This is a genomic window from Arthrobacter sp. yr096, assembly GCF_900108925.1.
GTDB lineage: Bacteria > Actinomycetota > Actinomycetes > Actinomycetales > Micrococcaceae > Arthrobacter.
Genome location: NZ_FNYI01000001.1, coordinates 801055 through 823299, shown reverse-complemented (window position 1 = coordinate 823299; position 22245 = coordinate 801055). Strand labels below are relative to the sequence as shown.

The 22245-nt window shown below is 61.1% G+C and carries 25 protein-coding genes, 1 other RNA gene and 1 riboswitch; of the genes, 9 read left to right on the top strand and 17 right to left on the bottom strand.

What is annotated here, in order from left to right; genetic code table 11:
* Positions 1–53: 53 nt before the first annotated feature.
* A complete protein-coding gene (locus BMY91_RS23600; RefSeq protein ID WP_369299106.1) occupies positions 54–128 on the top strand; it encodes a 50S ribosomal protein bL37 in 75 nt (24 codons plus the stop codon).
* 96 nt (positions 129–224) lie between these two features.
* Here the strand turns inward: BMY91_RS23600 and rsrA are convergent, their stop codons facing one another.
* Both rsrA and BMY91_RS03850 read right to left on the bottom strand, forming a co-directional pair.
* Entirely contained in the window at positions 225–485 is a 261-nt protein-coding gene (gene rsrA / locus BMY91_RS03855) for a mycothiol system anti-sigma-R factor (protein WP_090818479.1), read from the bottom strand.
* Positions 482–1279 carry a sigma-70 family RNA polymerase sigma factor gene (locus BMY91_RS03850; RefSeq protein ID WP_090818476.1) on the bottom strand — a complete coding sequence of 266 codons (798 nt, stop codon included), beginning with the start codon at positions 1277–1279 and terminating at the stop codon, positions 482–484. The genes rsrA and BMY91_RS03850 overlap by 4 nt, the downstream gene beginning before the upstream one ends.
* Before the next feature lie 181 nt (positions 1280–1460).
* Here BMY91_RS03850 and BMY91_RS03845 point away from each other — a divergent pair, with 181 nt between their 5' ends.
* The 7 genes from BMY91_RS03845 (at position 1461) to BMY91_RS03815 (ending at position 8732) form a co-directional block, all read left to right on the top strand.
* A complete protein-coding gene (locus tag BMY91_RS03845; protein WP_090818473.1) occupies positions 1461–1976 on the top strand; it encodes a DoxX family membrane protein in 516 nt (171 codons plus the stop codon).
* Between the two features lie 6 nt (positions 1977–1982).
* On the top strand, positions 1983–3353 hold the full coding sequence (gene aroA, locus BMY91_RS03840; RefSeq protein WP_090818469.1) for a 3-phosphoshikimate 1-carboxyvinyltransferase: 1371 nt from the start codon (positions 1983–1985) through the stop codon (positions 3351–3353).
* 2 nt (positions 3354–3355) lie between these two features.
* On the top strand, positions 3356–4471 hold the full coding sequence (locus BMY91_RS03835) for a ribosome small subunit-dependent GTPase A (protein WP_090818466.1): 1116 nt from the start codon (positions 3356–3358) through the stop codon (positions 4469–4471).
* Between the two features lie 55 nt (positions 4472–4526).
* Positions 4527–5339, top strand: a complete 813-nt coding sequence (gene hisN, locus BMY91_RS03830; RefSeq protein ID WP_090818461.1) for a histidinol-phosphatase — start codon at positions 4527–4529, stop codon at positions 5337–5339.
* Positions 5340–5522: 183 nt separating this feature from the next.
* A riboswitch (SAM riboswitch) is annotated at positions 5523–5636 on the top strand.
* 31 nt (positions 5637–5667) lie between these two features.
* On the top strand, positions 5668–7077 hold the full coding sequence (locus BMY91_RS03825) for an aminotransferase class V-fold PLP-dependent enzyme (RefSeq protein WP_090818458.1): 1410 nt from the start codon (positions 5668–5670) through the stop codon (positions 7075–7077).
* A gap of 107 nt (positions 7078–7184) precedes the next feature.
* Entirely contained in the window at positions 7185–8009 is an 825-nt protein-coding gene (locus tag BMY91_RS03820) for a class I SAM-dependent methyltransferase (RefSeq protein WP_256212573.1), read from the top strand.
* A gap of 9 nt (positions 8010–8018) precedes the next feature.
* On the top strand, positions 8019–8732 hold the full coding sequence (locus tag BMY91_RS03815; RefSeq protein ID WP_090818452.1) for a metal-dependent transcriptional regulator: 714 nt from the start codon (positions 8019–8021) through the stop codon (positions 8730–8732).
* Between the two features lie 18 nt (positions 8733–8750).
* Here the strand turns inward: BMY91_RS03815 and BMY91_RS03810 are convergent, their stop codons facing one another.
* Positions 8751–10202, bottom strand: coding sequence for a DHA2 family efflux MFS transporter permease subunit (locus BMY91_RS03810; RefSeq protein ID WP_090818449.1), 1452 nt, complete (start codon positions 10200–10202; stop codon positions 8751–8753).
* Between the two features lie 31 nt (positions 10203–10233).
* Here BMY91_RS03810 and BMY91_RS03805 point away from each other — a divergent pair, with 31 nt between their 5' ends.
* The gene (locus BMY91_RS03805; RefSeq protein WP_254779687.1) at positions 10234–10608 is read left to right on the top strand and encodes a hypothetical protein; all 375 of its coding nucleotides are present in this window, start codon (positions 10234–10236) and stop codon (positions 10606–10608) included.
* A 7-nt stretch (positions 10609–10615) separates the two neighbouring features.
* Here BMY91_RS03805 and BMY91_RS03800 read toward each other — a convergent pair whose 3' ends face one another.
* The 14 genes from BMY91_RS03800 to BMY91_RS03735 all read right to left on the bottom strand — a co-directional run bounded on the left by BMY91_RS03800 (position 10616) and on the right by BMY91_RS03735 (position 22065).
* A complete protein-coding gene (locus BMY91_RS03800) occupies positions 10616–11614 on the bottom strand; it encodes a S1C family serine protease (protein WP_090818443.1) in 999 nt (332 codons plus the stop codon).
* A 171-nt stretch (positions 11615–11785) separates the two neighbouring features.
* Positions 11786–12154: a transfer-messenger RNA gene (gene ssrA / locus BMY91_RS03795) on the bottom strand.
* A 102-nt stretch (positions 12155–12256) separates the two neighbouring features.
* Positions 12257–12727 (bottom strand): SsrA-binding protein SmpB, encoded by a 471-nt coding sequence (gene smpB / locus BMY91_RS03790; RefSeq protein ID WP_017198498.1) that lies wholly within the window; start codon positions 12725–12727, stop codon positions 12257–12259.
* Between the two features lie 65 nt (positions 12728–12792).
* Positions 12793–14208: a M23 family metallopeptidase gene (locus BMY91_RS03785; protein ID WP_090818439.1), complete on the bottom strand. Its 1416-nt coding sequence runs from the start codon at positions 14206–14208 to the stop codon at positions 12793–12795.
* A 55-nt stretch (positions 14209–14263) separates the two neighbouring features.
* Positions 14264–15178, bottom strand: a complete 915-nt coding sequence (gene ftsX, locus BMY91_RS03780) for a permease-like cell division protein FtsX (protein ID WP_090818436.1) — start codon at positions 15176–15178, stop codon at positions 14264–14266.
* Positions 15175–15939, bottom strand: coding sequence for a cell division ATP-binding protein FtsE (ftsE, locus tag BMY91_RS03775; RefSeq protein WP_090818433.1), 765 nt, complete (start codon positions 15937–15939; stop codon positions 15175–15177). The genes ftsX and ftsE overlap by 4 nt, the downstream gene beginning before the upstream one ends.
* Before the next feature lie 161 nt (positions 15940–16100).
* Entirely contained in the window at positions 16101–17219 is a 1119-nt protein-coding gene (gene prfB / locus BMY91_RS03770; RefSeq protein WP_090819154.1) for a peptide chain release factor 2, read from the bottom strand.
* Positions 17220–17282: 63 nt separating this feature from the next.
* Positions 17283–17738, bottom strand: coding sequence for a pilus assembly protein TadG-related protein (locus tag BMY91_RS03765; protein ID WP_090818430.1), 456 nt, complete (start codon positions 17736–17738; stop codon positions 17283–17285).
* The gene (locus BMY91_RS03760; protein ID WP_090819151.1) at positions 17735–18205 is read right to left on the bottom strand and encodes a hypothetical protein; all 471 of its coding nucleotides are present in this window, start codon (positions 18203–18205) and stop codon (positions 17735–17737) included. The genes BMY91_RS03765 and BMY91_RS03760 overlap by 4 nt, the downstream gene beginning before the upstream one ends.
* 112 nt (positions 18206–18317) lie before the next feature.
* A complete protein-coding gene (locus BMY91_RS03755; RefSeq protein WP_256212563.1) occupies positions 18318–18695 on the bottom strand; it encodes a TadE family protein in 378 nt (125 codons plus the stop codon).
* A 51-nt stretch (positions 18696–18746) separates the two neighbouring features.
* Positions 18747–18974, bottom strand: a complete 228-nt coding sequence (locus tag BMY91_RS03750) for a hypothetical protein (RefSeq protein ID WP_090818424.1) — start codon at positions 18972–18974, stop codon at positions 18747–18749.
* Positions 18975–19049: 75 nt separating this feature from the next.
* Complete coding sequence (locus tag BMY91_RS03745) at positions 19050–19991, bottom strand: type II secretion system F family protein (protein ID WP_090818421.1); 942 nt, start codon at positions 19989–19991, stop codon at positions 19050–19052.
* Positions 19988–20842, bottom strand: a complete 855-nt coding sequence (locus tag BMY91_RS03740; protein ID WP_090818419.1) for a type II secretion system F family protein — start codon at positions 20840–20842, stop codon at positions 19988–19990. Before BMY91_RS03740 ends, BMY91_RS03745 begins: the two co-directional genes overlap by 4 nt.
* Positions 20842–22065 carry a TadA family conjugal transfer-associated ATPase gene (locus BMY91_RS03735; protein ID WP_090818416.1) on the bottom strand — a complete coding sequence of 408 codons (1224 nt, stop codon included), beginning with the start codon at positions 22063–22065 and terminating at the stop codon, positions 20842–20844. The genes BMY91_RS03740 and BMY91_RS03735 overlap by 1 nt, the downstream gene beginning before the upstream one ends.
* Positions 22066–22245: the final 180 nt, after the last annotated feature.

Sequence of the window (22245 nt, the reverse complement as noted above, 5' to 3'; positions counted from 1 at the left end):
TGCGAAACTGGAGGGCAGCTCTATTGAGTATCAATCATTGAAGGAGGCCAGCTATGAGCAAGCGTGCACGTAAGCGTCGTGACCGTAAGCGCGGCGGCGCGAACCACGGCAAGCGTCCCAACACCTAAGCCAGCGGCTTAGCGTCAAAGGCTTAAGAGCGAGGGCCCCGGAAACCATGCGGTTTCCGGGGCCCTTGGCGTTGATCTTGTGGCACGGCCGGCGATTCAGGCCTCAACCGGCTTGATGGCGTGGATCCTGTCGAGGATTGAGTTCTTCAGGTTCTCCGGAGCCGACTCCGTGCAGGAGCGCTTGACCATGGTGCGAATGAGGCACTCAAGGTCGTACTGCTCGGCACATTCCTCGCACGTGTCCAGGTGCTGCTTGATCTCGGTGAGGTCCTCGCGGGTCAGCGCACCATCGAGGTACTCGTAGATCCGCTGCATTCGCGTATCGTCGCAATCGCCCAATCCCTGGCAGTCGCTCATTTCTCTTTCTCCTGATTGTTGCTTCCGGCCGCGGCCTGATCTTCGGTATGGGCCCTGAAGCCCCGTTCGGCGGCGTAGTCCGCCAGCATGTCCCGCAGCATCTTCCTGCCGCGGTGCAACCGTGACATGACCGTGCCGATGGGGGTGTTCATGATCTCTGAAATTTGCTTGTAGGCGTATCCCTCGACATCCGCGAAGTAGACGGCCAAACGGAATTCTTCCGGGATCGACTGCAAGGCGTTCTTGACGTCGGAATCCGGCAGGTGATCCAGGGCCTCGGTTTCAGCGGATCGCAGCCCTGCCGAAGTATGCGACTCTGCTTTGGCCAACTGCCAATCCTCGATCGTGTCCGAATTGGACTGCAACGGCTCACGCTGCCGCTTCCGGTAGAGGTTGATGTAGGTGTTGGTCAGGATCCGGTAGAGCCAGGCTTTGAGGTTGGTCCCCGGCTTGTACTGGTGGAAAGCCGAGAACGCCTTCGTGTAGGCCTCTTGAACCAGGTCTTCGGCATCTGAAGGGTTCCGCGCCATTCGCATGGCCGCCGAGTACAACTGGTCCACGTACTGCATGGCGTCACGCTCGAAGCGCTCCCGCCGCTGTTCAGTAGTCTCGGTAGCGAGGTCGACGTCGGGCGCCGCCATTGCGTCGTCGTCCGCGCCGGCTGCTTGGTACATGGCCGCTGCGGCCGGTTCCGTGGTGCTCATCGTTGCTAAGTCTACTGTCAGCTGCGGGGAATCCGGCTGCGTACCGTACCCGGGCTCCGGCAGAACCACGCGGTCCTTAACCAAAGTCAAAAAACCAACTCCATTCAGCGAAGCGGCAACACCATGCCGCGGTCCGGCCTCCACCGCACCTGATGTTCACAACGGCCGCCGCTGGGTAAATATTCCGCAAAGGTGCAAGACTAGAGCAGACTGCACCCCTTGAACACAACACTCATCGAATTAGTGTGGCAAGCCATCCAGGAGGCAAGACATGTCTGTTATCCGTTTTCTCGCGCGACCTATGCTCGCGTCCAGCTTCGTCGTTGCAGGTCTGGACAAGCTCAGGAACGCGGACGACACTGCGAAGCAACTCTCGCCCGTGCTTCGTCGCGCTTCCGAATCCCTGCCTTTCAAGGCTGATGAGAAGACCCTTGCCCGCGTCATCGGTGGCGCGCAACTGGGCGCCGGCGCGCTGCTGGGACTCGGCAAGCTCTCCCGTTTCGCCGCCACGGTACTCGCTGTGACGTCAGCTTTGAACTCCTACGTTGAGTGGCGTTCCGCCGATATCAGCACCAAGGAAGGCAGGAGCGCCCGCAAGGCACAGTTGCTGAAGAATATTTCCCTGACTGGAGGCGTGTTGCTGGCCTCTGTGGATACTGAAGGCCGCCCGAGCATTGCCTGGCGTGCGGAGCACTTGGCTGCAGATGCCAGGAAAGTGACAGGCAAGCAGATCAAGCGCGCAGACAAAGCAGTTCGCAAGGCCGTCGATAACGCAGTTGGAGCATAAGGAAGCATGACCGGTACCACCGCCGCTAACACCGAATCAACCGAAACCGGCTCCACATTGCCACTGTGGCCGGCCCCGCATGCCAAGGGACCCGTGGACGCCACGGTGACGGTACCTGGTTCAAAGTCGCTGACCAACAGATTCCTGGTGTTGGCGGCTTTGGCGGATGGTCCTTCCAGGCTCCGGGCACCGCTCCATTCACGTGACTCTGCCCTGATGATCCAGGCCCTGAGGCAGTTGGGTGCAAGTGTCACCGAAGTGCCCGGCGATGGTGATTACGGCCCGGACCTGGAAATCACTCCGCTGGATGCCGCGGCCGCCGGCGGAAGCACAGAGATCGACTGCGGCTTGGCTGGCACCGTCATGCGGTTCGTCCCCCCGCTGGCTGCACTGCGAAACGGCGCAAGCGTCTTCGACGGCGATCCCCACGCCCGCAACCGCCCCATGGGAACCATCATCGAGGCATTGATTGCCCTCGGTGTCCACGTGGCGGCCGAGGGCGGCAGGACGCCGTCGGCCCTTCCATTCACGGTGGAGGGCACCGGCGAAGTCCGGGGCGGCCACCTGGTGATTGACGCCAGCGCTTCATCGCAGTTTGTGTCCGCCTTGCTGTTGGTAGGAGCACGCTTCACCGAAGGTCTCCATTTGGAGCACGTCGGCAAGCCGGTTCCAAGCCTTGACCACATCAGCATGACCGTGGCCGTCCTCCGCAGCGTCGGGGTGAGCGTGGACGACTCCGTTCCCAACCACTGGAGGGTCTCCCCCGGCCCCATCCGGGCCTTTGACCAGCGGATCGAGCAGGACCTCTCCAACGCCGGGCCGTTCCTGGCCGCAGCGCTGGCCACTGGAGGAACCGTTCGGATCCCCAACTGGCCAGCCGGAACCACCCAGGTTGGCGACCTCTGGCGAACCATCCTGGCCACCATGGGAGCCGAAGTCACTTTGCAGGACGGGACTCTGACGGTCAGCGGAGGCAAAGAGATCAAAGGCGCTGACTTCGACGAAACCAGCGAACTTGCACCCACCGTGGCCGCTCTGTGCGCACTGGCAACCAGCCCGTCGAGACTAACCGGGATTGCGCACCTCCGCGGGCACGAAACGGATCGTCTTGCCGCGCTTGTGGCCGAAATCAATCGACTCGGCGGGGACGCCGAAGAGACCGCCGATGGCTTGATTATCCGCCCCGCCCGACTCCATTCCGGCGTGGTCCACAGCTACGCCGACCACCGCATGGCCACCGCGGGTGCCATCCTGGGACTTGCCGTCGAGGGCGTCCAGGTTGAAGACATCGCCACCACGTCAAAGACCATGCCTGAATTCCCGGAAATCTGGGCACGAATGCTCCAATCTGCCAGCACCGATGAGGCCAGCAACTGACTATGGGCCGCGACGCACGCTCCTGGGATGAATCCGATGTCCGGATCCGACCCAACAAAAAAGGATCAAGGCCCCGCACCAAGGACCGGCCCAGTCACGATGATGCCGTTATTGGCCGGATCATCACAGTGGACCGCGGACGCTACAGGGCGATCGTGGACGAGGATTCTGCCAACGAACGCGTGATCATCGCCGCGCGGGCACGCGAACTGCGCCGCAATCCCGTAGTCCCCGGCGACTTTGTGGCATTGGTGGGCGACGTCTCAGGTTCTCCGGACACCCTCGCCCGCCTGGTCCGGGTGGAAGAGCGCCGGACCCTCCTGCGCCGCAGCGCTGACGACACCGACCCCATCGAACGCGTGGTGGTAGCCAACGCCGATCAACTGGTGGTGGTGGTGGCAGCAGCCAATCCGGAACCGCGTACCGGATTCATCGACCGCGCCTTGGTGGCCGCCTACGACGCCGGCATCGAGCCGCTGCTCCTCATCACCAAAGCAGACGTCAAAGATCCGGCGGAGTTGCTCGCCAACTACCTGAGCCTGGACTTCCCCGTCATCATCAGCCGCACTGCGGACTCCGAAGCAGGCGGAATTGACGCCCGCTCGGACGACGGATTATCTGCCCGGCTGGACAGGGACGCCGTGTCCCAACTCCGCTCCCACCTCGGCGGAAAAGTCACCGTCATGCTCGGCCACTCGGGTGTTGGCAAGTCCACCATGGTCAATGCGCTGACGGGGGCCGAGCGTGCCACCGGGGGCGTCAACGCGGTGACGGGTCGGGGGCGGCACACATCCTCGTCGGCCCTGGCGCTCAAACTTGCGGATGCGCCGTCCGGCAGCTGGATCATCGACACCCCGGGCATCCGTTCGTTCGGACTGGCCCACGTTGACCCAGACCGGATCCTGCATTCCTTCCCGGATCTTGAACCAGGCACGGAAGCTTGCGACCGCGGCTGCAAGCACGATGCCACTGCCATCAATTGTGGTTTGGATCCATGGGTCAACGATGGCCATGCCGGGCCGTCGGGGGTTGCCCGCTTGGCATCCCTTCGACGCCTGCTGGGTGCAGACCCCAGGCTGGAAGCCAAAGAGACCAAGGAACTGGGCACCGTCAACTGATCGTTTAGGGCTTCACGTCCCCACTGCAGCGAATGATTCAGGATAGTTTGGTGGCATGACCCATCCCGTTTCCACCTACAACGATGACCTGCGCCTTGCCCACGTCCTCGCTGATTCCGTTGACGCCCAGACCATGGATCGCTTCAAGGCGCTGGACCTGCAGATCGAAACCAAGCCGGACCTCACCCCTGTCACGGATGCTGACAAGGCCGCCGAAGAAGCCATTCGCGGTCAGCTGTCGCGCTCCCGCCCGCGTGACGCCGTCCTCGGCGAAGAGTTTGGCAGCAGCGGTCACGGCTCGCGCCGCTGGATCATCGACCCCATCGATGGGACCAAGAATTTCGTCCGCGGCGTTCCGGTATGGGCAACCCTCATCGCCCTCGTGGACGAGGGCGAACCAGTAGTAGGCGTGGTGAGCGCCCCGGCTCTGGGCAAGCGCTGGTGGGCTGCGAAGGATATGGGCGCCTACATGGGCCGCTCCCTTGCCTCCGCTACCAGGCTCAAAGTGTCCAATGTTTCCCGACTGGCCGACGCTTCGATGTCGTATTCAAGCCTGTCCGGCTGGAAGCAACGTGGCAACCTTGACGAGTTCATGGGACTCACGGAGGACGTTTGGCGAACGCGTGCCTACGGTGATTTCTGGTCTTACTGCCTGGTGGCGGAGGGTGCGGTGGACATCGCCTGCGAGCCCGAACTGAATCTGTACGACATGGCCGCACTCGTCCCCATCGTCACCGAAGCCGGCGGCCGGTTTACCTCCCTGGAAGGTGAAGACGGCCCGTTCGGCGGAAACGCTTTGGCAACCAACTCGATTCTCCACTCGGAGGTCCTCAAACGACTCAACCCCGGGCTGGACGACCTCCTCTAAGATGAAGCACAGGTAGATCCCGCGGGGCGACCTACGGAATTTTCGACGGCGGATGACCCCTTTTGGGGTCGTCCGCCGTTCTTAATTCGGGCAATCGCAATTTTTGCAACCGGCGTAACAATGAGCTTAATAAACGGTTCCGGCTTTGGATGGGCCACGTGGAGTGCCCTAACCTTTTTTACAGGTCACGAGTGCCAGCGCTAAACCCCGGTTTGCTGGCCGGCAACCCTCCATTCGCGGTGGGGTGCCCCGGGTGACGACCCGGCCGGTCCGGAACGGATGCGGCAAGCGCGGATCCCCTATGGGGGTCCCTCTTGAGTGAGGTCCCATGAGCACTGTCACGTTCGACTCAAACATCATTCCGTCCTTCCCCGAAGAATCCGCAGCCCAGGCGTCCGCAGCCGTACGGCCCCTCGCAGCCGTAACCGGTGCAGAGTTGCAGGCTCCGCTGATCCAAGGCGGCCACGTTCGTTACGCGAATCTCGACTACGGAGCATCCGCCCCAGCCCTGACCATCGTCTCGGCCTATCTGAATGAAGTGCTGCCCTACTACGCCAGCGTTCACCGCGGGGCAGGCTACGCTTCCCAGATCAGCACCTCTGTCTACGAGAACTCACGGAACATCGTCCGTGACTTCGTGGGCGGCAGGGCTGACGATTCCGTCATCTTTACGCGCAACACCACAGACTCCTTGAACCTGCTGGCAGGGTGCCTGCCACAGCATGATGGCCAGTATTCCGGCGAGGTCCTGTACCTGGACATCGAACACCACGCCAACCTGCTCCCCTGGCAAGGCGTGCCGCACCGGAGCGTCATCGCTGCACCAACATTGGCGGCCACGGTGGATAAACTCCGCGCCGAGTTGGCCCAGGGTGGCGTAAGCCTCCTAGCCGTGACTGGAGCTTCCAACGTCACCGGCGAAATCCTTCCCATCGCCCAGCTCGCCTCTTTGGCCCACGAGTACGGTGCCCGGATCGTGGTGGATGCTGCCCAGCTTGCACCCCATCGCCGGATCAACATTGCAGAGGCCGACGTCGATTACGTTGTCTTCTCTGGCCACAAGCTTTACGCACCCTTCGGCGCGGGCGTCGTCGTGGGCCGGCCGGATTGGCTCGACGCCGGCACCCCCCATCTGGCAGGTGGTGGCGCTGTTCGCGAAGCGCGCCTCGATTCCGTCAGCTGGGCCACCGGACCGGCACGGCATGAGGGTGGCTCCCCCAACGTCCTGGGGGCTGCAACTCTTGCCAGGGCCACCCAAGTGATCTCCGGGCTGGACCAGGACGCCTGGCACGCCCATGAATCGGCCATCCGTTCCTACCTGGTGGAAGGCCTCGAAGCAATCGATGGCGTCACCGTTCACCAGATCTTCTCCGATTCGGAAGACACCATCGGCGTAGTCAATTTCTCCGTAGAGGGATTCGACGCCGGCCTGGTCGCCGCCTACCTGGCTGCGGAACACGGCGTCGGCCTCCGTGATGGCCGTTTCTGCGCCCACCCGTTGCTCAAGCGCCTGGGTCTTCCCTCCGGTTCGTTGCGTGCCAGCTTCGGCGTCGGCTCCCGGTTGGAGGACGCCACACGGCTGCTCGCCGGCATCGAGACGCTCAAGCTCACCGGCCTTGGTTGGGACTACGTAGTGGACGAGGGCCGCTGGGTACCGGCGAACGACCACCGCACGTACCCGGAGTGGGCGCCGAATACTCCCGGCACCGCTGGCGCTGCACCCTGCACGGTGGATTAGGCACGGTGGACCAGGCACGCTGGACCAGGCAAGCTGCGGCCCGAGCTCGCGCTGCGGTAAATTCGTAGGGTATCTTTTGGCACCCTGTGAAGGAGTTCTGCGTGTCCTTGCGTTCCCCGGGCGCCTCAAGCGGTGCGGCAGGCACTCCAGGTCCCGCCGGACCACGCGGTCCGAAACTCCATGCCACACGGCGCCACGAACTCGGCCAAAGCTTCCAAGATGGCGGTGAGCACTACGATCGCGTGCGGCCCGGTTACCCCGCGGATTCCTTGGAGTGGCTCCTTCCAGACGCATCGCAGACAGCCGCGGACCTGGGCGCAGGAACCGGAAAGTTCACGGCCCTTCTCGTCGAACGCGGACTTGACGTAACCGCCGTCGATCCTTCGGCAGACATGCTGGAGCAACTGCGGAAAAGCTATCCGCAGGTCAACGCATTGGAAGGCACGGCCGAGGCAACTGGACTGGCGGACTCAGCATTCGACGTCGTCAGCGTTGCCCAGGCTTGGCACTGGTGCGATCCCCTCATTGCCTGCACAGAGATCGCCCGAATCCTGAGGCCGCAAGGAACCCTTGGACTGATCTGGAACCAATTGGATACGTCCATTCCGTGGGTCCACCGGCTTTCGCGCATCATGCACGCGGGCGATGTCCATAAGCCCGGCTTCCGTCCTGTCATCGGGCCGGAGTTCGCCGGACTGGAGCGCCACCTCACGGCCTGGGAGGACCCACTGACGCCCGAAGACATCATGGAGCTCACAAAATCCCGCAGCTACTACCTTCGCGCCGGCGATTCCACGCGGGCAAAAGTCATGGGTAACCTGCAGTGGTACCTGTACGACCATTTGGGGCACGCGCCGGGTGGGACCGTCCAGTTGCCCTACGTGACGCAAACCTGGCGTGCGGTCAAGGTTCACCCCGCACCGCCACGGTAGGCTTGGCTTGTGAAGACCAGTACGCCCTCCTCCTCGATAGAGGACTACGTGAAGGTCATCTACTCCTATACGGAGTGGCAAGACAAGCCGATTACCTCCTCCCAGCTGGCCCAGCGCCTGGGTGTGGCAAACTCGTCGGTGTCTGAGATGGTCCGCAAGCTCAAGGACCAGGGCCTGGTGGACCACCAACCGTACAGCGCCATCCGGCTAACCCCCGAGGGCATGCGCCTGGCGCTGTCCATGGTCCGCCGGCACCGCCTCATCGAGACGTACCTGGTGGAGCAACTCGGCTACAGCTGGGATGAGGTCCACGACGAAGCCGAAATGCTGGAACATGCGGTGTCAGATACGTTCATCGAACGCATGTCCGCGAAGCTTGGGCATCCTGTCCGCGATCCTCACGGCGATCCGATTCCATCCGCCGATGGCACGGTTAAGTTGCCGCCCGCCTACCGCATGATCGAGCTCGACGACGGCCATGCGGGCCGCATCACCCGGATCAGTGATGAGAATCCAGACCTCCTCAGGTACCTTGCTGCAGAGGAGATCTCGTTGGACGCACCAGTGGAAGTGGTGGGACGGAAACCCTTTGGAGGGGCACTGGTGGTGCGCATTGGCAGCGGACCCCAGCGACGCGAGTTCGATCTCGCGGACGAAGTGACGTCGGCCCTCTGGGTGCAGAGCGCAGGGATCCATGAAGGGTGCGTCCTTCCCGCGCTCTGACCCGGGACGCACTAAAGGTCAGGCACGTTGCCCGGCCGCGCCGCCGTCGTCGGACGCTGTATCAGTTTCGCTGGAAGCGGCGGCCGCATCAGGCGCAGGGTTTCGGATCCCGACGGCGGATGCCACCGCACCGATCAGGAACAGGCCTGCCGTGACCAGCAGGGCGTTGTACAGACCGTCCCTGCTAAAGACCGGCCCCACGATCACCCCAGCGAACGCAATCGCGATCAACCCGGCGATGCGGGCTACAGCATTGTTCACTGCCGAGCCGATTCCAGCCTCTTCAGGCGGGACAGCACCAAGAATTGCGGCTGTCAGGGGCGCCACGAGCGTGGCCAAGCCCAGGCCGAAGACGATCTGGCCGGGCAATACCTGGGCCCAATAGTTGAGAGGTTCCTGAACAGACAAAGCCATCAGGAAGCCCACGCCACACAGCGCCGGGCCCACAGTCATGAACCACCGGGGGCCATACTTGCCAGCCAACCCACCGAAGTAAGACGCACCCAGCATCAGGATTACCGTCCCCGGAAGCAACGCGATGCCGGCCGCGGTGGCTCCCATGCCACCCACCTGCTGCAGGTAGATTCCCAACACGAAGAAGCCAAGCGATATCCCCGCGTAGATGGCCAGCGTTGCAATGTTTCCCCAACCAAAATTACGGATAGCGAACAACCTCAAAGGCAGCATGGGCTCGGCTGTCCTCGCCTCATGGATGAGGAACAAGACCACGGCCGCTGCACCAACCACCAAGGGCAGCCACACCTGGACACTCCCCCAACCCATACGGCCCTGTTCGATGAACGCGTACACCGGACCGCCCAGGCCGATCATGGCAAGGAAGGCGCCCAGGTAATCAATGCGCTTGCTCCTGTCCCTCGCGGCATCGGACGCCCGGAGGCCGGCAAGCATCGGCCAGACGCCAATTGCGGGGATGACGTTGATGAAAAAGATGACACGCCACGACAGAAGATCAACAGCCATACCCCCAATCAGCGGACCGACGATGGCCGCAGCACTGGTCCAACCGGACCACTGTCCAATGGCTTTCGATTGTGAAGGGCCGGAGAACGACGTAATGATCATCGCGAGCGAGCTGGGAACCAGCAGGGCTCCGGCTATGCCCTGGAGAGCCCTCGAAACAACCAGGACTTCACCATTCCAAGCGAGACCACACATGACAGACGTTATGCCGAAGCCCGCCAAGCCCCATTCAAGTATTCGTGCCCTGCCGAAATGGTCGGACAAAGAGCCTGCCACCAGGATCAGCGCACCCAGCGTCAGCAGATACGCATCTACCACCCATTGCTGGATGACCAAGCCCCCGCCGAGCTCGCGCCCGATGGCAGGGAGTGCGAGATTCACCACAAATCCATCGAGGATAGCGATGAACGAGGCCACGATTGCCACCACAAGAACGCGTTTCTGGAGCGGAGTGCTGGGTGGCAGGGCCGCTGCATCAGTCATGAGCACAGCCTACGCCCGGGAAGTCCCGTATCGTTGAATGGTGATTAGCAGACGTGATGCCGCATTGGCCCTTGATATTTCGATGGAAATGGCCCAACGCCACGGCATTCCGTCCCGGCTGAGCGAGGCAGACCTCCGGGAGATCCAGGACAATCCCCCCGCCTGGCTGGTTCAGTCGCGCGCCAACCGCACTGGCAAACGGCCCGTCTGGGTCCAGCTCACCTGCGCCGTATGCGGCTACTCCGAGGCCATTCGTCCCAAAAAATGGTGGCCGGACTTTTCCTTCGTGTTTTGTGGCACGCACCGCAACAGCGAACTGCCAGCCCTGTTCCTCGGCGAAGTCCGCAGCGAATACGAAGGTATAGGCAGCCGCTTCATTGGCGTGGTGGATGTCCCGGAGAAGCAGTCCTAGGCTGTCCTCACTGTTGGCTCATTTCGGACGGCACTGCTATGAGCTGCAGGATTTTTTCGTCCCGCAGCACTGTCAAAGGGAAAGATTCCCCAATGGCTTCTTCGAACAGTAGCTTCTGGAGGCTTTCCGCGCTGGACACGGCCCGCCCCTGGGCACGGAGGACGAGGTCGCCTGGCTGGAGTCCCGACAACTCCGCCGGGGAGTCCTGTATCACCTCCACAACGCGTAGGCCCTCCTTCTGGCCCGTCCGCACCACTGCACTGGCGTCAAGGGGTATCGGTGTACTCACCAGGCCCAGATAGGCACGGTGTACCTTGCCGTCCCTTAACAGCGACGCGATGATGCGTTGCGTTGTCCTGTTGATGGGCACCGCCAACCCGAGCCCCAGACCTGCCACAGCCGTGTTAATTCCGACTATGCGGCCCCGGGTGTCCGCCAAAGCACCACCCGAGTTGCCGGGATTCAGCGCGGCGTCCGTCTGAATGACGTCCTCAATGACGCGCCGGTGTTCGCCTGCCCGGACAGGGATGGACCTGCCCAGCCCACTCACGACTCCCGCGGTCACAGATCCCGCCAAACCCAGCGGGTTGCCCACTGCGATCACCAGCTGCCCCACTCGCAACGTATCTGCATTTCCCAGCAGAGCAGGCGGCGGAGTGGACCTAAGGCCCCGGACCACAGCCAGATCGGACAAAGGATCTGCGCCGACCAACTCCACGTCCGTGTGCTTGCCATCGGCGAAGACGGCCCTGCCTGCCTGGATGCCTGCCACCACGTGGGCATTCGTCAACATGTAGCCATCACCGGTGAAAACGACCGCCGATCCGCTGCCCACCCTGATTTGGCCTCGACGGCCGGTGCTGGTCATTTCAATGGCCGCGACGTGGGGCGTCACGGACGCCGCCACACTAATGACAATCCGGGAGTAGGCGTCCAATGCTTGGTCTTCGTCTACGACGTTCTGCGGATCCAACTCCGGTTGTTCGAACTCCGGCTGGGTGCTCATCCCGTACCTCCTGCTACCCCTGTAGGCTGCCCCGCTAGCGTGCGGTCCAGTTGCCTATCCACTGCAACCGCCAACGACGGCCTACTACTCCATAAGTTGGTACGCCGTGGGTGAACGCTTTTTACGGGCACAGAAAAAGCCCCCGGATCACGAAGATCCGAGGGCGTTCCTCGGTGGAGATGGGGGGAATTGAACCCCCGTCCGATGTCGTTTTGTCAGGGCTTCTCCGGGCGCAGTTTGCGTCGGATTTTCTCGGCCCCAGCCGTCCTGCAAACAGGCGGCTGATCCGGGCCCAGTCATCTAAGAGTCCCGTTTACCTCAATGACGAAGGCAAACAGCAGTGGCTATCTAAATGACGCCAGGAACCGGGGCGATAGCAGCCCCGGGCTGACGGACTGTCTTACTGCTTAGGCAGCGAGAGCGAAGTCAGTGCGCTTAGATTCGGCACTTATTGGTTTGCAGACAGCGTTTACGAGATAATTCTGCATCCTCGGCCCGCTTCACCTGTCGCGACTAACATCGTCGAAACCGATCATCCCCGTATTTTGTTACCAAACCCGACAGAAGATTGGAGCTACTGTCGGACTACTCATCATAACGCATTCATCCGGCATCTCATTCCCGGAACAGCCTGCGTGTTGCCTAGCGGCGGTTGCGTTCCCGCAGTTCACGGAGCGATTCGCGCTTGTCCTGCTGCTCGCGAAGGGTCTGCCGCTTGTCGTAATCCTTCTTACCCCGGGCAATGGCAATTTCCACCTTCGCCCGGCCGTCCAGGAAGTACAACTGAAGCGGCACTACCGTGAAGCCTGATTCGCGGATCTTCTGCGAGATCTTGTCCAGTTCGTCGCGATGCAGCAAGAGCTTGCGACGCCGGCGCGCGGCATGGTTGGTCCAGCTTCCCTGGTGATATTCGGGGATGTGGATTCCCTCCATCCACAACTCGTCGTTATAGAAGGTGCAGAATCCATCCACCATGGAAGCGTGGCCCTCTCGAAGGGACTTCACTTCCGTTCCCATGAGGGCAATGCCTGCCTCATAGGTGTCCAGGACATGGTAATTATGCCGGGCCTTCCGATTGGTGGCCACTACCTTACGGCCACTTTCCTTGGGCACGGTAGAACTCCTTGATAGATGCGGATTTCAACTAGTGTACGCCAGCACGAGGACCACTCCGGGCACTACAGGAGGTTCATGGGGTCCACTGCCGAACCGTTCAGCCACGTTTCGAAGTGCGCGTGGCATCCGGTGGAGTTACCAGTGCTTCCCGAATAGGCAATGAGCTGGCCCGCGGAGACCCGTTGGCCGTTGGCTACCACGATGCTGCTGTTGTGGTAGTAGATGGTTGTCAGAGAGTTTCCTTGCACGACACCGTGGGAAAGCTTCACCCGCCAGCCACCGCCGTCGGCAGAATTCCAACCCGAGTTGAACACTTCGCCCGCTGCCGCCGCGTAGACGGGAGTGCCGCACGCTGCGCCAAAGTCGATGCCAGTGTGCATGTACCCACCGGTGCCGTAGAAATCGATGGTTCCGGGGGGTGTTGCCCGCCAGCCGAATCCGGACGTGATGGGCACGTAACTGGCGAAGGGGTGGCGCAATCCGAAGGCGGACGGCGATCCCGCTGCCGGTGGGACATAGGGTGCTTCCGGAGGTGCCGGCCGACCCTGGGCTGCTGCGGCTGCGGCCGCTGCTGCTGCGGCTTCAGCGGCAAGGCGCCGCTGTTCGGCTTCCCATGCTTCCCGAAGCTTCCGGTCACGCTCCACAATTTCGGCTGCCACAGTGTCCTGCTCGGCCTTGACCCGCGCGAGATTGGCTTCGATACCCGGCTTAGCGGCCTGGAGCTGCCCGTTGAGGCGAGTTGTGTCCTCGATCAGCTTGTCGACTTCGGCTTTCTTGCTTGCAGCCTCGTCCCGTGCGGATTTCTCCCGTTCCAACGCAGCGTCTGCCTTGGCTTTGAGATCCTGGATCTCTTCCTCGACGGCAACCAGCCTAGCCTGGGAATTGACGTTGGTTGCGTTTTGCTGGGTCAGTTTGGTCATCGCAGCGTTTTGGCTGCGCATGGCTTGGTCAGCCAAGTCCATGGATTCCGTCAGGCTGCCGGTTTCGCTGGAGCCGAACAAAAGAGCAACGTTTGTGGGGACGCCACCGGATTTGTAGGCCTGGGAGGCGATCTGGCCGATCAACTTCTTGGTCTCGGTGATCTTCTGCTTGTCGCTTTCAAGCTGCTCGGTGATCTTGGCCTTGTTCTGCTGGGCAAGCTCAACCCGGGCGGCCAACGCCTCAACTTCCTTGACCGCACTGGCTACACGCCCCTGGGCCTCAAGCAGAGCCTGCTGGGCGCCGGGAAGGCGGCCTTGGTAGATCACCAGATCCCCAGCAGCTTTTGCGATGTTTGCATCCACAAACTCCAGTGAAGCCTGTACCCGGGCAGCCTCTGCCTCGAGGGCGGCTTGCTGGTCTTCAAGGTTGTCGGCCTGGGCGGCGGGGGCACCAGAAAGGAGACTGACAGCCAGACCCACCGCAAGAACGGCACCCAGAATCCGAGCATTGCCCGACGCTAAGCGCCGGCGCAAGGAGTTTGGGTACAACGTCGTCATCGGGAGTCCTTTTCGGTTGTCAGCAGGCTTGCACGTTGAGTCTGGATGTTCATGGCTAAACCTTCAGGTAACGCCGGAGGGTCAACAAAGAGGATATCCCGGCCAGTCCGGCACCCAGCGCAATCAGCACTGGCGCGATCACCAACACCTGAGTTGAGGAAATAAACGGAGTGTTGAGGAACTGCGTGGACAAATCCCCATTCAGCCAAAAGTGGGCCATGAGCCACAACGTTACCGACGCAAGTACAGCACCCACGACGGCGGCTATGACACCTTCCAGAATGAACGGCAATTGAATAACCGTCTTGGAAGCACCTACGAGCCGCATGATTCCGGTTTCCCGCCGTCGGCTAAAGGCCGAAAGCCGGATGGTGGTGGTAATCAGCAGAACAGCGCAGAAAATCATTACCGCGGCTACACCCATCGCGGCAACAGATGCACCGTTCATCCAGGAGAAGATCCGTTCGAGGACCTGTCTTTGGTCACTTACGGTCTCCACTCCCGGCTGTGAAGAGAACGTCTCGCTGATGATTTGATACTTCTCCGGGTTCTTCATGTTGATCCGGAAAGACGCCGGCAACTGATCCTCGGACACGGAGTCAACAATGGGAGAGTTGGAGAACTGTTCCTTGAAGTGTGTGTACGCCTCGGCCTGGGATTCGAACTGGAAGTCGTTGATGTATTGCTTGACTGCCGGCGACTCAAGCATTGCCTGCAGGTTGGCTTGCTGCTCTTTGGTGGCAGGACCGGAAGCACAACCCACCGCTGTCGAACCGTCATTGCAAAGGAAGACGGCCACCTGGACTTTGTCGTACCAGTAGCCCTTCATCTGGTTGATCTGCATCTGCAGCATTCCGGCAGCACCAACGAAGGTGAGCGAAACAAAAGTTACCAAGACCACGGAAATCACCATGGAGAGGTTCCGTCGGAGACCGCTGCCGATTTCCCCCAGGATAAACAAAAGCCTCACAGTTGGGCCCCCTGCGCACGGTTGAGTTCCTCGCCGCTGGCGTCCTTGAGCCGACGCGATTCGCCAACCACCGGAATCATCGACGTATAGAGAGCCTTGGCCTCGTCACGGATGACCTTGCCGTTCTTGAGTTCCACCACACGGCGGCGCATTTCGTTCACGATGTCGTCGTCGTGGGTTGCCATAACTACCGTGGTGCCGTTCTGGTTGATCTTGTCCAGGACACCCATGATTCCCATCGAGGTGATGGGGTCCAGGTTGCCCGTCGGTTCGTCCGCCAGCAGAATGCCGGGACGATTAACCACTGCGCGGGCGATGGCCACGCGCTGTTGCTCGCCGCCTGAGAGCTCGTGGGGCATGCGTCGTTCCTTGCCCTCCAGGCCGACGGTCTTCAAGACCTCCGGGACTGTCTCACGAATGATGGAGCGGCTCTTGCCAATGACCTGCATCGCGAAGGCAACGTTGGCGAAGACATTCTTTTGGGGCAGGAGGCGGAAATCCTGAAAGACCACACCTATGCCACGACGGAGTTTCGGGACGCGCCAACTGGAGATGTTCGCAACGTTTTGGCCGGCCACGTACACGGATCCGGAGGAGGCTTTGTCTTCCTTCAGGATCAATCGCAGGAAAGTGGATTTTCCTGACCCCGACGCTCCCACCAGGAAGGTGAACTCGCCGCGGTTGATATCAAGGCTGACAGAGTCGAGCGCCGGTCGGGCATTCTGCTCGTAGACCTTGGTGACATTCTCGAATCTGATCATGGCCCTTAGAACCCCGCCGGACATGACATAGTCGCCCAGTCCAACAGCCGGAGCGCGGGCTTTCGATGGGGGAAGTGAGAGCACCGGCCACTCGACTATACGCACGGGTAAGCGCGGAAACCGCGGCTTTCAAGGGCGTGTCGTGGAATCCAAGCCCTCGCCTAGTTGGCCGCCGCGTTGCGGTTGCCCGTACGCCAGCGAATGCCGGCATCGATGAAATCATCGATGTCGCCGTCCAGGACGGCCGATGTGTTGCCTACTTCGTGTTCCGTTCGCAGGTCCTTGACCATTTGGTAAGGATTGAGCACATAAGAACGCATTTGATCGCCCCAGGATGCTTTGACGTCCCCGGCAAGGGCCTTCTTCTCCGCGTCCTGCTGTTCCTTCTTCACCAACAGCAGACGGGACTGCAGCACACGCATGGCAGCAGCCCTGTTCTGGAGCTGGGATTTTTCGTTCTGCATCGAAACCACAATCCCAGTGGGAATGTGGGTCAGGCGAACTGCGGAGTCGGTGGTGTTCACTGACTGGCCACCGGGGCCCGAAGAACGGAAGACGTCGACTCGGATCTCGTTATCCGGAATCTCGATTGAGTCAGTCTGCTCGATCAGGGGGATGACCTCAACGGCCGCGAATGACGTCTGGCGCCGCCCTTGATTATCGAACGGGCTGATTCGGACCAGCCGGTGTGTGCCTGCCTCGACGCTCAAAGTACCAAAAGCGTAAGGAGCCTTGACTTCGAAGGTAGCGGATTTCAAGCCTGCTTCTTCGGCGTAGGACGTATCCATCACGGTGGTTGGATAGCCGTGGCGCTCGGCCCACCGGAGGTACATTCTCATCAACATCTCCGCGAAGTCGGCAGCATCGACGCCACCGGCACCTGCCCGAATGGTGACCACAGCTTCGCGTTCGTCATACTCCCCGGGCAACAGCGTTGTAATCTCGAGTTCGGCCAACGCTTTACGAATGGAAGACAGTTCCTTCGCGGCTTCCGCCATGGAGTCCTCGTCGCCCTCGTCCTGGCCCAGTTCCACCAGGACTTCGAGGTCGTCGATCCGGGAAGCGAGCTTGGACAAACGCTCAACCTCAGACTGCCGGTGCGACAACCGCGAGGTGATCACCTGAGCTGAAGCGGGGTCGTCCCAAAGATCGGGGGCGCCGGCCTGCTCGCTCAATTCAGCGATCTCAGCTTTAAGTGCATCAACATCGGTGACGTTCTCGATGGAGCTGTAAGTTGCGCGAAGTGCGCGGATTTCTGCGGGAAAATCTATCTCAGCCATGGTCATCCCAGCGTACGCTATCCACCGCGCTCCCCTGACGGCTCCCACAGATCCCTGCGGCCATTACTGAGTCAGCCTGGAGCGGGCTAGGGACCTGGCCTCAATGACTACCCCGTCGGGCACCAGGAAACTGATGACGGGAGGATGCGCGACGGCGGTGAGCACCACCACCGCTGTCCCGCCGGGCAAACTTTCCGTTCCGGCTCCTACCGCCAAGTGGTCGTGCCGGGCGAAGGCGCCGTTGTTGAGGAGGTAGGACTTTGCAGCGTTTGTCACGCGTTCGTTCACGAGGATTGTCGACGGCATCGTCCCGCCGCCGATGTCCCCCACCATGTAGGAATCGGCTGCTGCGAGCGCTGCTCCATCGGCAAGGGAAAGCAATTTTTTATGCTCAAGGTAAATCGCTGAGGCCGCCATGACCACCGTGGCCAGGAGCAGGGCAATCACCACGTATCCCACAATGAGCACCGATGTTTGGCCATCTTCATGGTCACTTGCGCAAGGTCGCGACAGCCTCATTGGTATCGTCCAACTACCTGGGTTGCAGAAGCAGTCAGGCGGCTGGCCTTCAAGCGCAGCGCATCGCCAAAAGGAACCATGGGCAACGGAACATCCAACACCACGGTCACGGTGACCAGGGCTCCAGCGGATAGGCAGTCTGCACGATCGCAAGCTACTTCAACCCGAGCTTGCTCCTGCCCGTAGCCGTAATCGTTCAGAGCCAGCTTGACGGTCCGTTCGGCTGCAGTTCTCGCCCGGGCAACATCCCCCTCGGAAACAAAGACCTTTGCGGCCTGGTCCGCAGCGCCGACAACGGCAAACGACCCACCCTGAATCTGGCCTATCGTCACCACAAAATAGACCACGGGAACCATGAGCAGAAGCGCCAGGAACGTAAATTCGACTACGGCGCTGCCCTTTTGTGATTCAGCTGCCCGGATTTGTGCTTCAGCGTCGCCGGTTTGCGCTTCAGATTCAAGGGCCATTCGGGCTGAAGGTTCAAAAGAAACTCCTGTGGAGTCTTGCTCCCTGAGCAAGAGGATGCACAGCGCTTCGCTCACCCTGGTCCGGACATCGGTCATCGGTGTCCACCGAGGCTTAGTCCCAAAGCGCCGCATGTCCCTTCACCTCCAGCGTTCCGCCTGGCCCAAGCAGCCCAACAACGGGCAGGGGCGCCTTCACCGTGACCTCCAAGGCGCGAATACCGTCAATAACTACTTCTGCCGAGCCAACTTCACCGGCAAAGTCGCTGTTCAAGGCCACGCCGATTAACTCGGCCGTCCGCGCTTTGGCCTCTGCGGGGCCGCGATCAGCCAGCGATCCAAAGCGGGCTCCTGACGCAGCGGCGTCGATGAGGGTGTTCCTGACGTGCAGAATCAATGTGAGTTGGATGATGGCCATGAAGAACACAGTCAGAAGTGCCCCGACCAGGATAAAATCGACTACCGCGGCCCCGCGCTCGGCAGTATCACTCATCGGCCGGCAAGCAGCGGGCGTCGCAGTCAAAGGGCGGCTCCGCCGCATGTACTACTTGCCTACCTTGCTCATCGCCTGATTGAAAAGGTCACTCAATGCCGGAGTGGCAAGCGCGAGAAGCCCTGCGACGAGGACTGCTGACATCAGTGTGATCATCACCCAGCCCGGCACATCACCGCGGTCACGGTATTGGCGGGGAGGCACTCCACGGAGCACAACTGCCGTCAACCGCGACGAACAGACAAAGATCAGAATTGTCAGGGTGGTTGCTATTTTCATGCTTCTCCCAATGTGAGGTGTGCGTATGAACGCGATCTTGTTGAATGGACGTTGAATAGACAGACCAGGTGGGCCCTAAAAGCTCATCTCCAGGGCCGCGATTGCTGGAAAGGCCGCAAAGACGACCGTGAGGGGCAGTACGCCGAAGACCAAAGGCACCATCATGGCTATCTCCTTTCTGCCAGCAGACTCCATGAGGTCACGTTTCGCGGCGTCACGGACGTCGGCAGCTTGTGCCCGGAGCACATCCGCCAAGGGTGTTCCCCGCTCGACCGCAACCACCAGGCCATCAAAGAACCTGACCAGCGGAGGCAACTCCGATCTTGAAGCGAATGCATGGAGCGCCTCAGCCAGTGGAGTTCCTGACCGGGCATCGGCAAGGATGATGGAGAACTCGGCGGAGAGCTCTCCACTTGAGCTACGGCTTACCCTGTCCATGGCACCCATGGCGCTTTCTCCGGCAGCGACGGCGAGCGCCATCAACTCTGCAAGGCTGGGAAACTCCGACATCATCACCGATTCGCGTCGCTTGATCTGTTGGCCCAGTACATAGTCGCGCAGCATGTATCCCGCCAATCCGCTGCCGATCACTGAAAGCAACGACACCACCGGGCTGAAGCCTCCGCTTGCAGCACTGATGGCCACCACAAGTACTGCGAGCAAGAACCCTGCCCCGGCCCATAGAAGCTGTTCTGCCCGAAAGTCCAGTGTCGACTTCGGCGAACCGGCACGTGCGAGGCGCTTTGCCACTGCTGCTGATCCGAGATTGCGACGGGACAAATAACGGGTGGCATCTGCGATGACCGGCCGAAGTATCCTTTCCAGCGGCCCAAAAGGAGTCGAGTTATGCGACGTCACCCGGAGAAGCCGTGACTCCAGATTCTGTGACTTCAGCTGGGGTTCGATACGGTCCGAGAAGGTTACCCGGCGCATGAACGGCAGCCGCCCCACCACCAGCCAACAGCCCGTGCCGAGAATGGCGCCGCATAGGACGGCCCATGCGGTCAACGTGGTCATCGCAGCACCCGTTCGTCCTCCGGCAAGGCGCCAACCCTGAGCATGACCGAATAGCACACGACGGAAACCAACAGCCCACCGAGCAACACCATGGCCCCAAGGCCTGAGTTGTAGGCCAGCATTGCTTCGGGCCGGCCTGCCATGACGACCAGAACAATCCAGGGTGCCGCGACCGCCAGACGGGCGGCATTAATCGTCCATGATTGCCTGGCTTCGAGCTCACTGCGGGTTCGTGCGCTGTCCCGAAGGAATTCGGAAAGGATGCCCAACATGCGCCCAAGGTCGGAACCGCCCACTTCACGGGTCATTCGCAACGCCTCTATGATCCGGTCTGCCACAGGATCTGCGAGGCGGTCTTTGAGTCTGTTCAGGGCAGCATCAAACCGTCCGCCTGATCTGTAGTCGGCTCCGAAATCGAGGAACAGCGCCCTCAATTCCTCGGGCCCTTTATGGCCCAGTTGGATCAGTGCTTCCGGTAGTGCGAGGCCTGCCCGAATCGCTGAGCGCAGGTGGTCCACCACATCCGGCCACAGCAGCCGAAGGGCCGCCCTGCGTTTGCGTGCCCGCCAGCGCACGATGGCAAACGGGATCCAGGAGCCGAACAGGGCGAAGCACACGGAAACCGGGGGCGAGCCAGTGATAACGAGGAACACCAGTAGCGCAGTGAGACCAAAACATCCGCAAGTGAGCAGCAGGCCTCCACCCGTCACCTTCTCAATTCCTGCCGACCCCAGCAGAAGGTCCAAGCGCTTCGCCTTGGGGGTCCTCGCTTCTGCTGGTGGCTGCACCCATGCAGACCACCACACAAGGAAAAGGCCCAAGCCGCACATGGATCCCAGAAGTGGTGCCATCAGTTGACCTCCAGGAGGGCAGCAACATCGAAACCTGCGCGGGCAAACTTATCCGCTGCTGGCATCGAGTTGGCCTTGGGCTGCAGACGACCGTCCGCCATGCCAAAGACACCGGACGATTCGATGACTCCGTTTTCCACCCTCCGCCCCAGTGAAAGGATTTCAGTCACCTGCCTGCGTCCGGTGGAATGACGGCCACAGTGCACCACGAGGTCGATGCAGGATGCTACCGTCGGTACCACAAAGGCACTGGAAATGTTCGCCCCGGCCAGTAGCGGGAGGGTGCAGATCTTCGTTACGGCGTCGTGCGCTGAATTGGCATGCACAGTACACATCCCGGGCAAGCCGGAATTCAGCGCGATCAGCATGTCCAGGCTTTCAGCTTCACGGACTTCGCCCACGACCAAGCGGTCCGGCCGCATCCGGAGCGCTTCCTTGACCAGCCGGCGCAGTGGAATTTCGCCCCCACCCTCCAGGTTGGGTTGGCGGCACTGCAAACCAACCACGTCCCGCAATGGGAGTTGGAGTTCGAAGATTTCCTCGACGGTGATGACGCGTTCCCGGGAGCCGATGTGGGCAGCCAGGCAGTTCAGCATGGTGGTCTTCCCGGCCTGGGTGGCGCCTGACACCAGTATGTTGAGGCCGCTGGCCACCGCCGCCCCCAAGAACCTGGCAGCCTGAGGCGTCAGCGACCCCAGTTCCACCAAGTGCTCCAGCCTGCTGGCCCGAGCGATGAACTTCCTGATGTTGACGGCCCAATGCTTCCGGGTGATGTCGGGTATGGCCACATGCAGCCTCGAGCCGTCGGGCAGTGCCGCATCCACGAACGGTGATGACAGGTCCAGCCGGCGCCCCGAAGTCTTGAGCATTCTTTCAACGAGATCGCGCACCTGTTGCTCAGTAAGGCTGAGCGCGGTTAGCTCCGATTCCCCATTGCGTGCGACATAGACCTCGTGCGGCGCGTTGATCCATACCTCTTCAACTGACGAGTCATCCAGGAGTGGTTGAAGCGGCCCGAAACCTGCCACTGCATCAAAGATGTGCCGGCGGGCGGTCTCCAAATGACCCAATGGAGGAAGCGGCCCCAGAAGCGCACGTTCGTCGTAGTCGTTGACGGCCGCCTCCACCAGTAGCCGTACGTCCGCAACTTGCTCCAGGGGATCGAGGCCGCGGCGCCGAATAAGTTCCCGGACCTCGCCTTCGACGATCCTTACTGCATCCACAGCTCCCCCAATTGCTCTTATGCCCGTAAACGAGAGACATATCTCGAGTCATTTACGCTAAGCGAGCCATTCCACAGCCTCAACTTGCTCTGCTGTACATGTGGATAACTTGGGATAAATCCATCCCTTCAGCATCCTCAATCCCACTAGTCACTCCAGTCCCAGGATGTTAGGGTAAAG

Coding starts and splice junctions, on each gene's coding strand:
- rsrA (WP_090818479.1), bottom strand. CDS start 485: ATGAGCGACTGCCAGGGATTGGGCGATTGCGACGATACGCGAATGCAG.
- BMY91_RS03845 (WP_090818473.1), top strand. CDS start 1,461: ATGTCTGTTATCCGTTTTCTCGCGCGACCTATGCTCGCGTCCAGCTTC.
- aroA (WP_090818469.1), top strand. CDS start 1,983: ATGACCGGTACCACCGCCGCTAACACCGAATCAACCGAAACCGGCTCC.
- BMY91_RS03835 (WP_090818466.1), top strand. CDS start 3,356: ATGGGCCGCGACGCACGCTCCTGGGATGAATCCGATGTCCGGATCCGA.
- hisN (WP_090818461.1), top strand. CDS start 4,527: ATGACCCATCCCGTTTCCACCTACAACGATGACCTGCGCCTTGCCCAC.
- BMY91_RS03825 (WP_090818458.1), top strand. CDS start 5,668: ATGAGCACTGTCACGTTCGACTCAAACATCATTCCGTCCTTCCCCGAA.
- BMY91_RS03805 (WP_254779687.1), top strand. CDS start 10,234: ATGGTGATTAGCAGACGTGATGCCGCATTGGCCCTTGATATTTCGATG.
- BMY91_RS03800 (WP_090818443.1), bottom strand. CDS start 11,614: ATGAGCACCCAGCCGGAGTTCGAACAACCGGAGTTGGATCCGCAGAAC.
- BMY91_RS03785 (WP_090818439.1), bottom strand. CDS start 14,208: ATGACGACGTTGTACCCAAACTCCTTGCGCCGGCGCTTAGCGTCGGGC.
- ftsE (WP_090818433.1), bottom strand. CDS start 15,939: ATGATCAGATTCGAGAATGTCACCAAGGTCTACGAGCAGAATGCCCGA.
- prfB (WP_090819154.1), bottom strand. CDS start 17,219: ATGGCTGAGATAGATTTTCCCGCAGAAATCCGCGCACTTCGCGCAACT.
- BMY91_RS03765 (WP_090818430.1), bottom strand. CDS start 17,738: ATGAGGCTGTCGCGACCTTGCGCAAGTGACCATGAAGATGGCCAAACA.
- BMY91_RS03760 (WP_090819151.1), bottom strand. CDS start 18,205: ATGGCCCTTGAATCTGAAGCGCAAACCGGCGACGCTGAAGCACAAATC.
- BMY91_RS03755 (WP_256212563.1), bottom strand. CDS start 18,695: ATGAGTGATACTGCCGAGCGCGGGGCCGCGGTAGTCGATTTTATCCTG.
- BMY91_RS03750 (WP_090818424.1), bottom strand. CDS start 18,974: ATGAAAATAGCAACCACCCTGACAATTCTGATCTTTGTCTGTTCGTCG.
- BMY91_RS03745 (WP_090818421.1), bottom strand. CDS start 19,991: ATGACCACGTTGACCGCATGGGCCGTCCTATGCGGCGCCATTCTCGGC.
- BMY91_RS03740 (WP_090818419.1), bottom strand. CDS start 20,842: ATGGCACCACTTCTGGGATCCATGTGCGGCTTGGGCCTTTTCCTTGTG.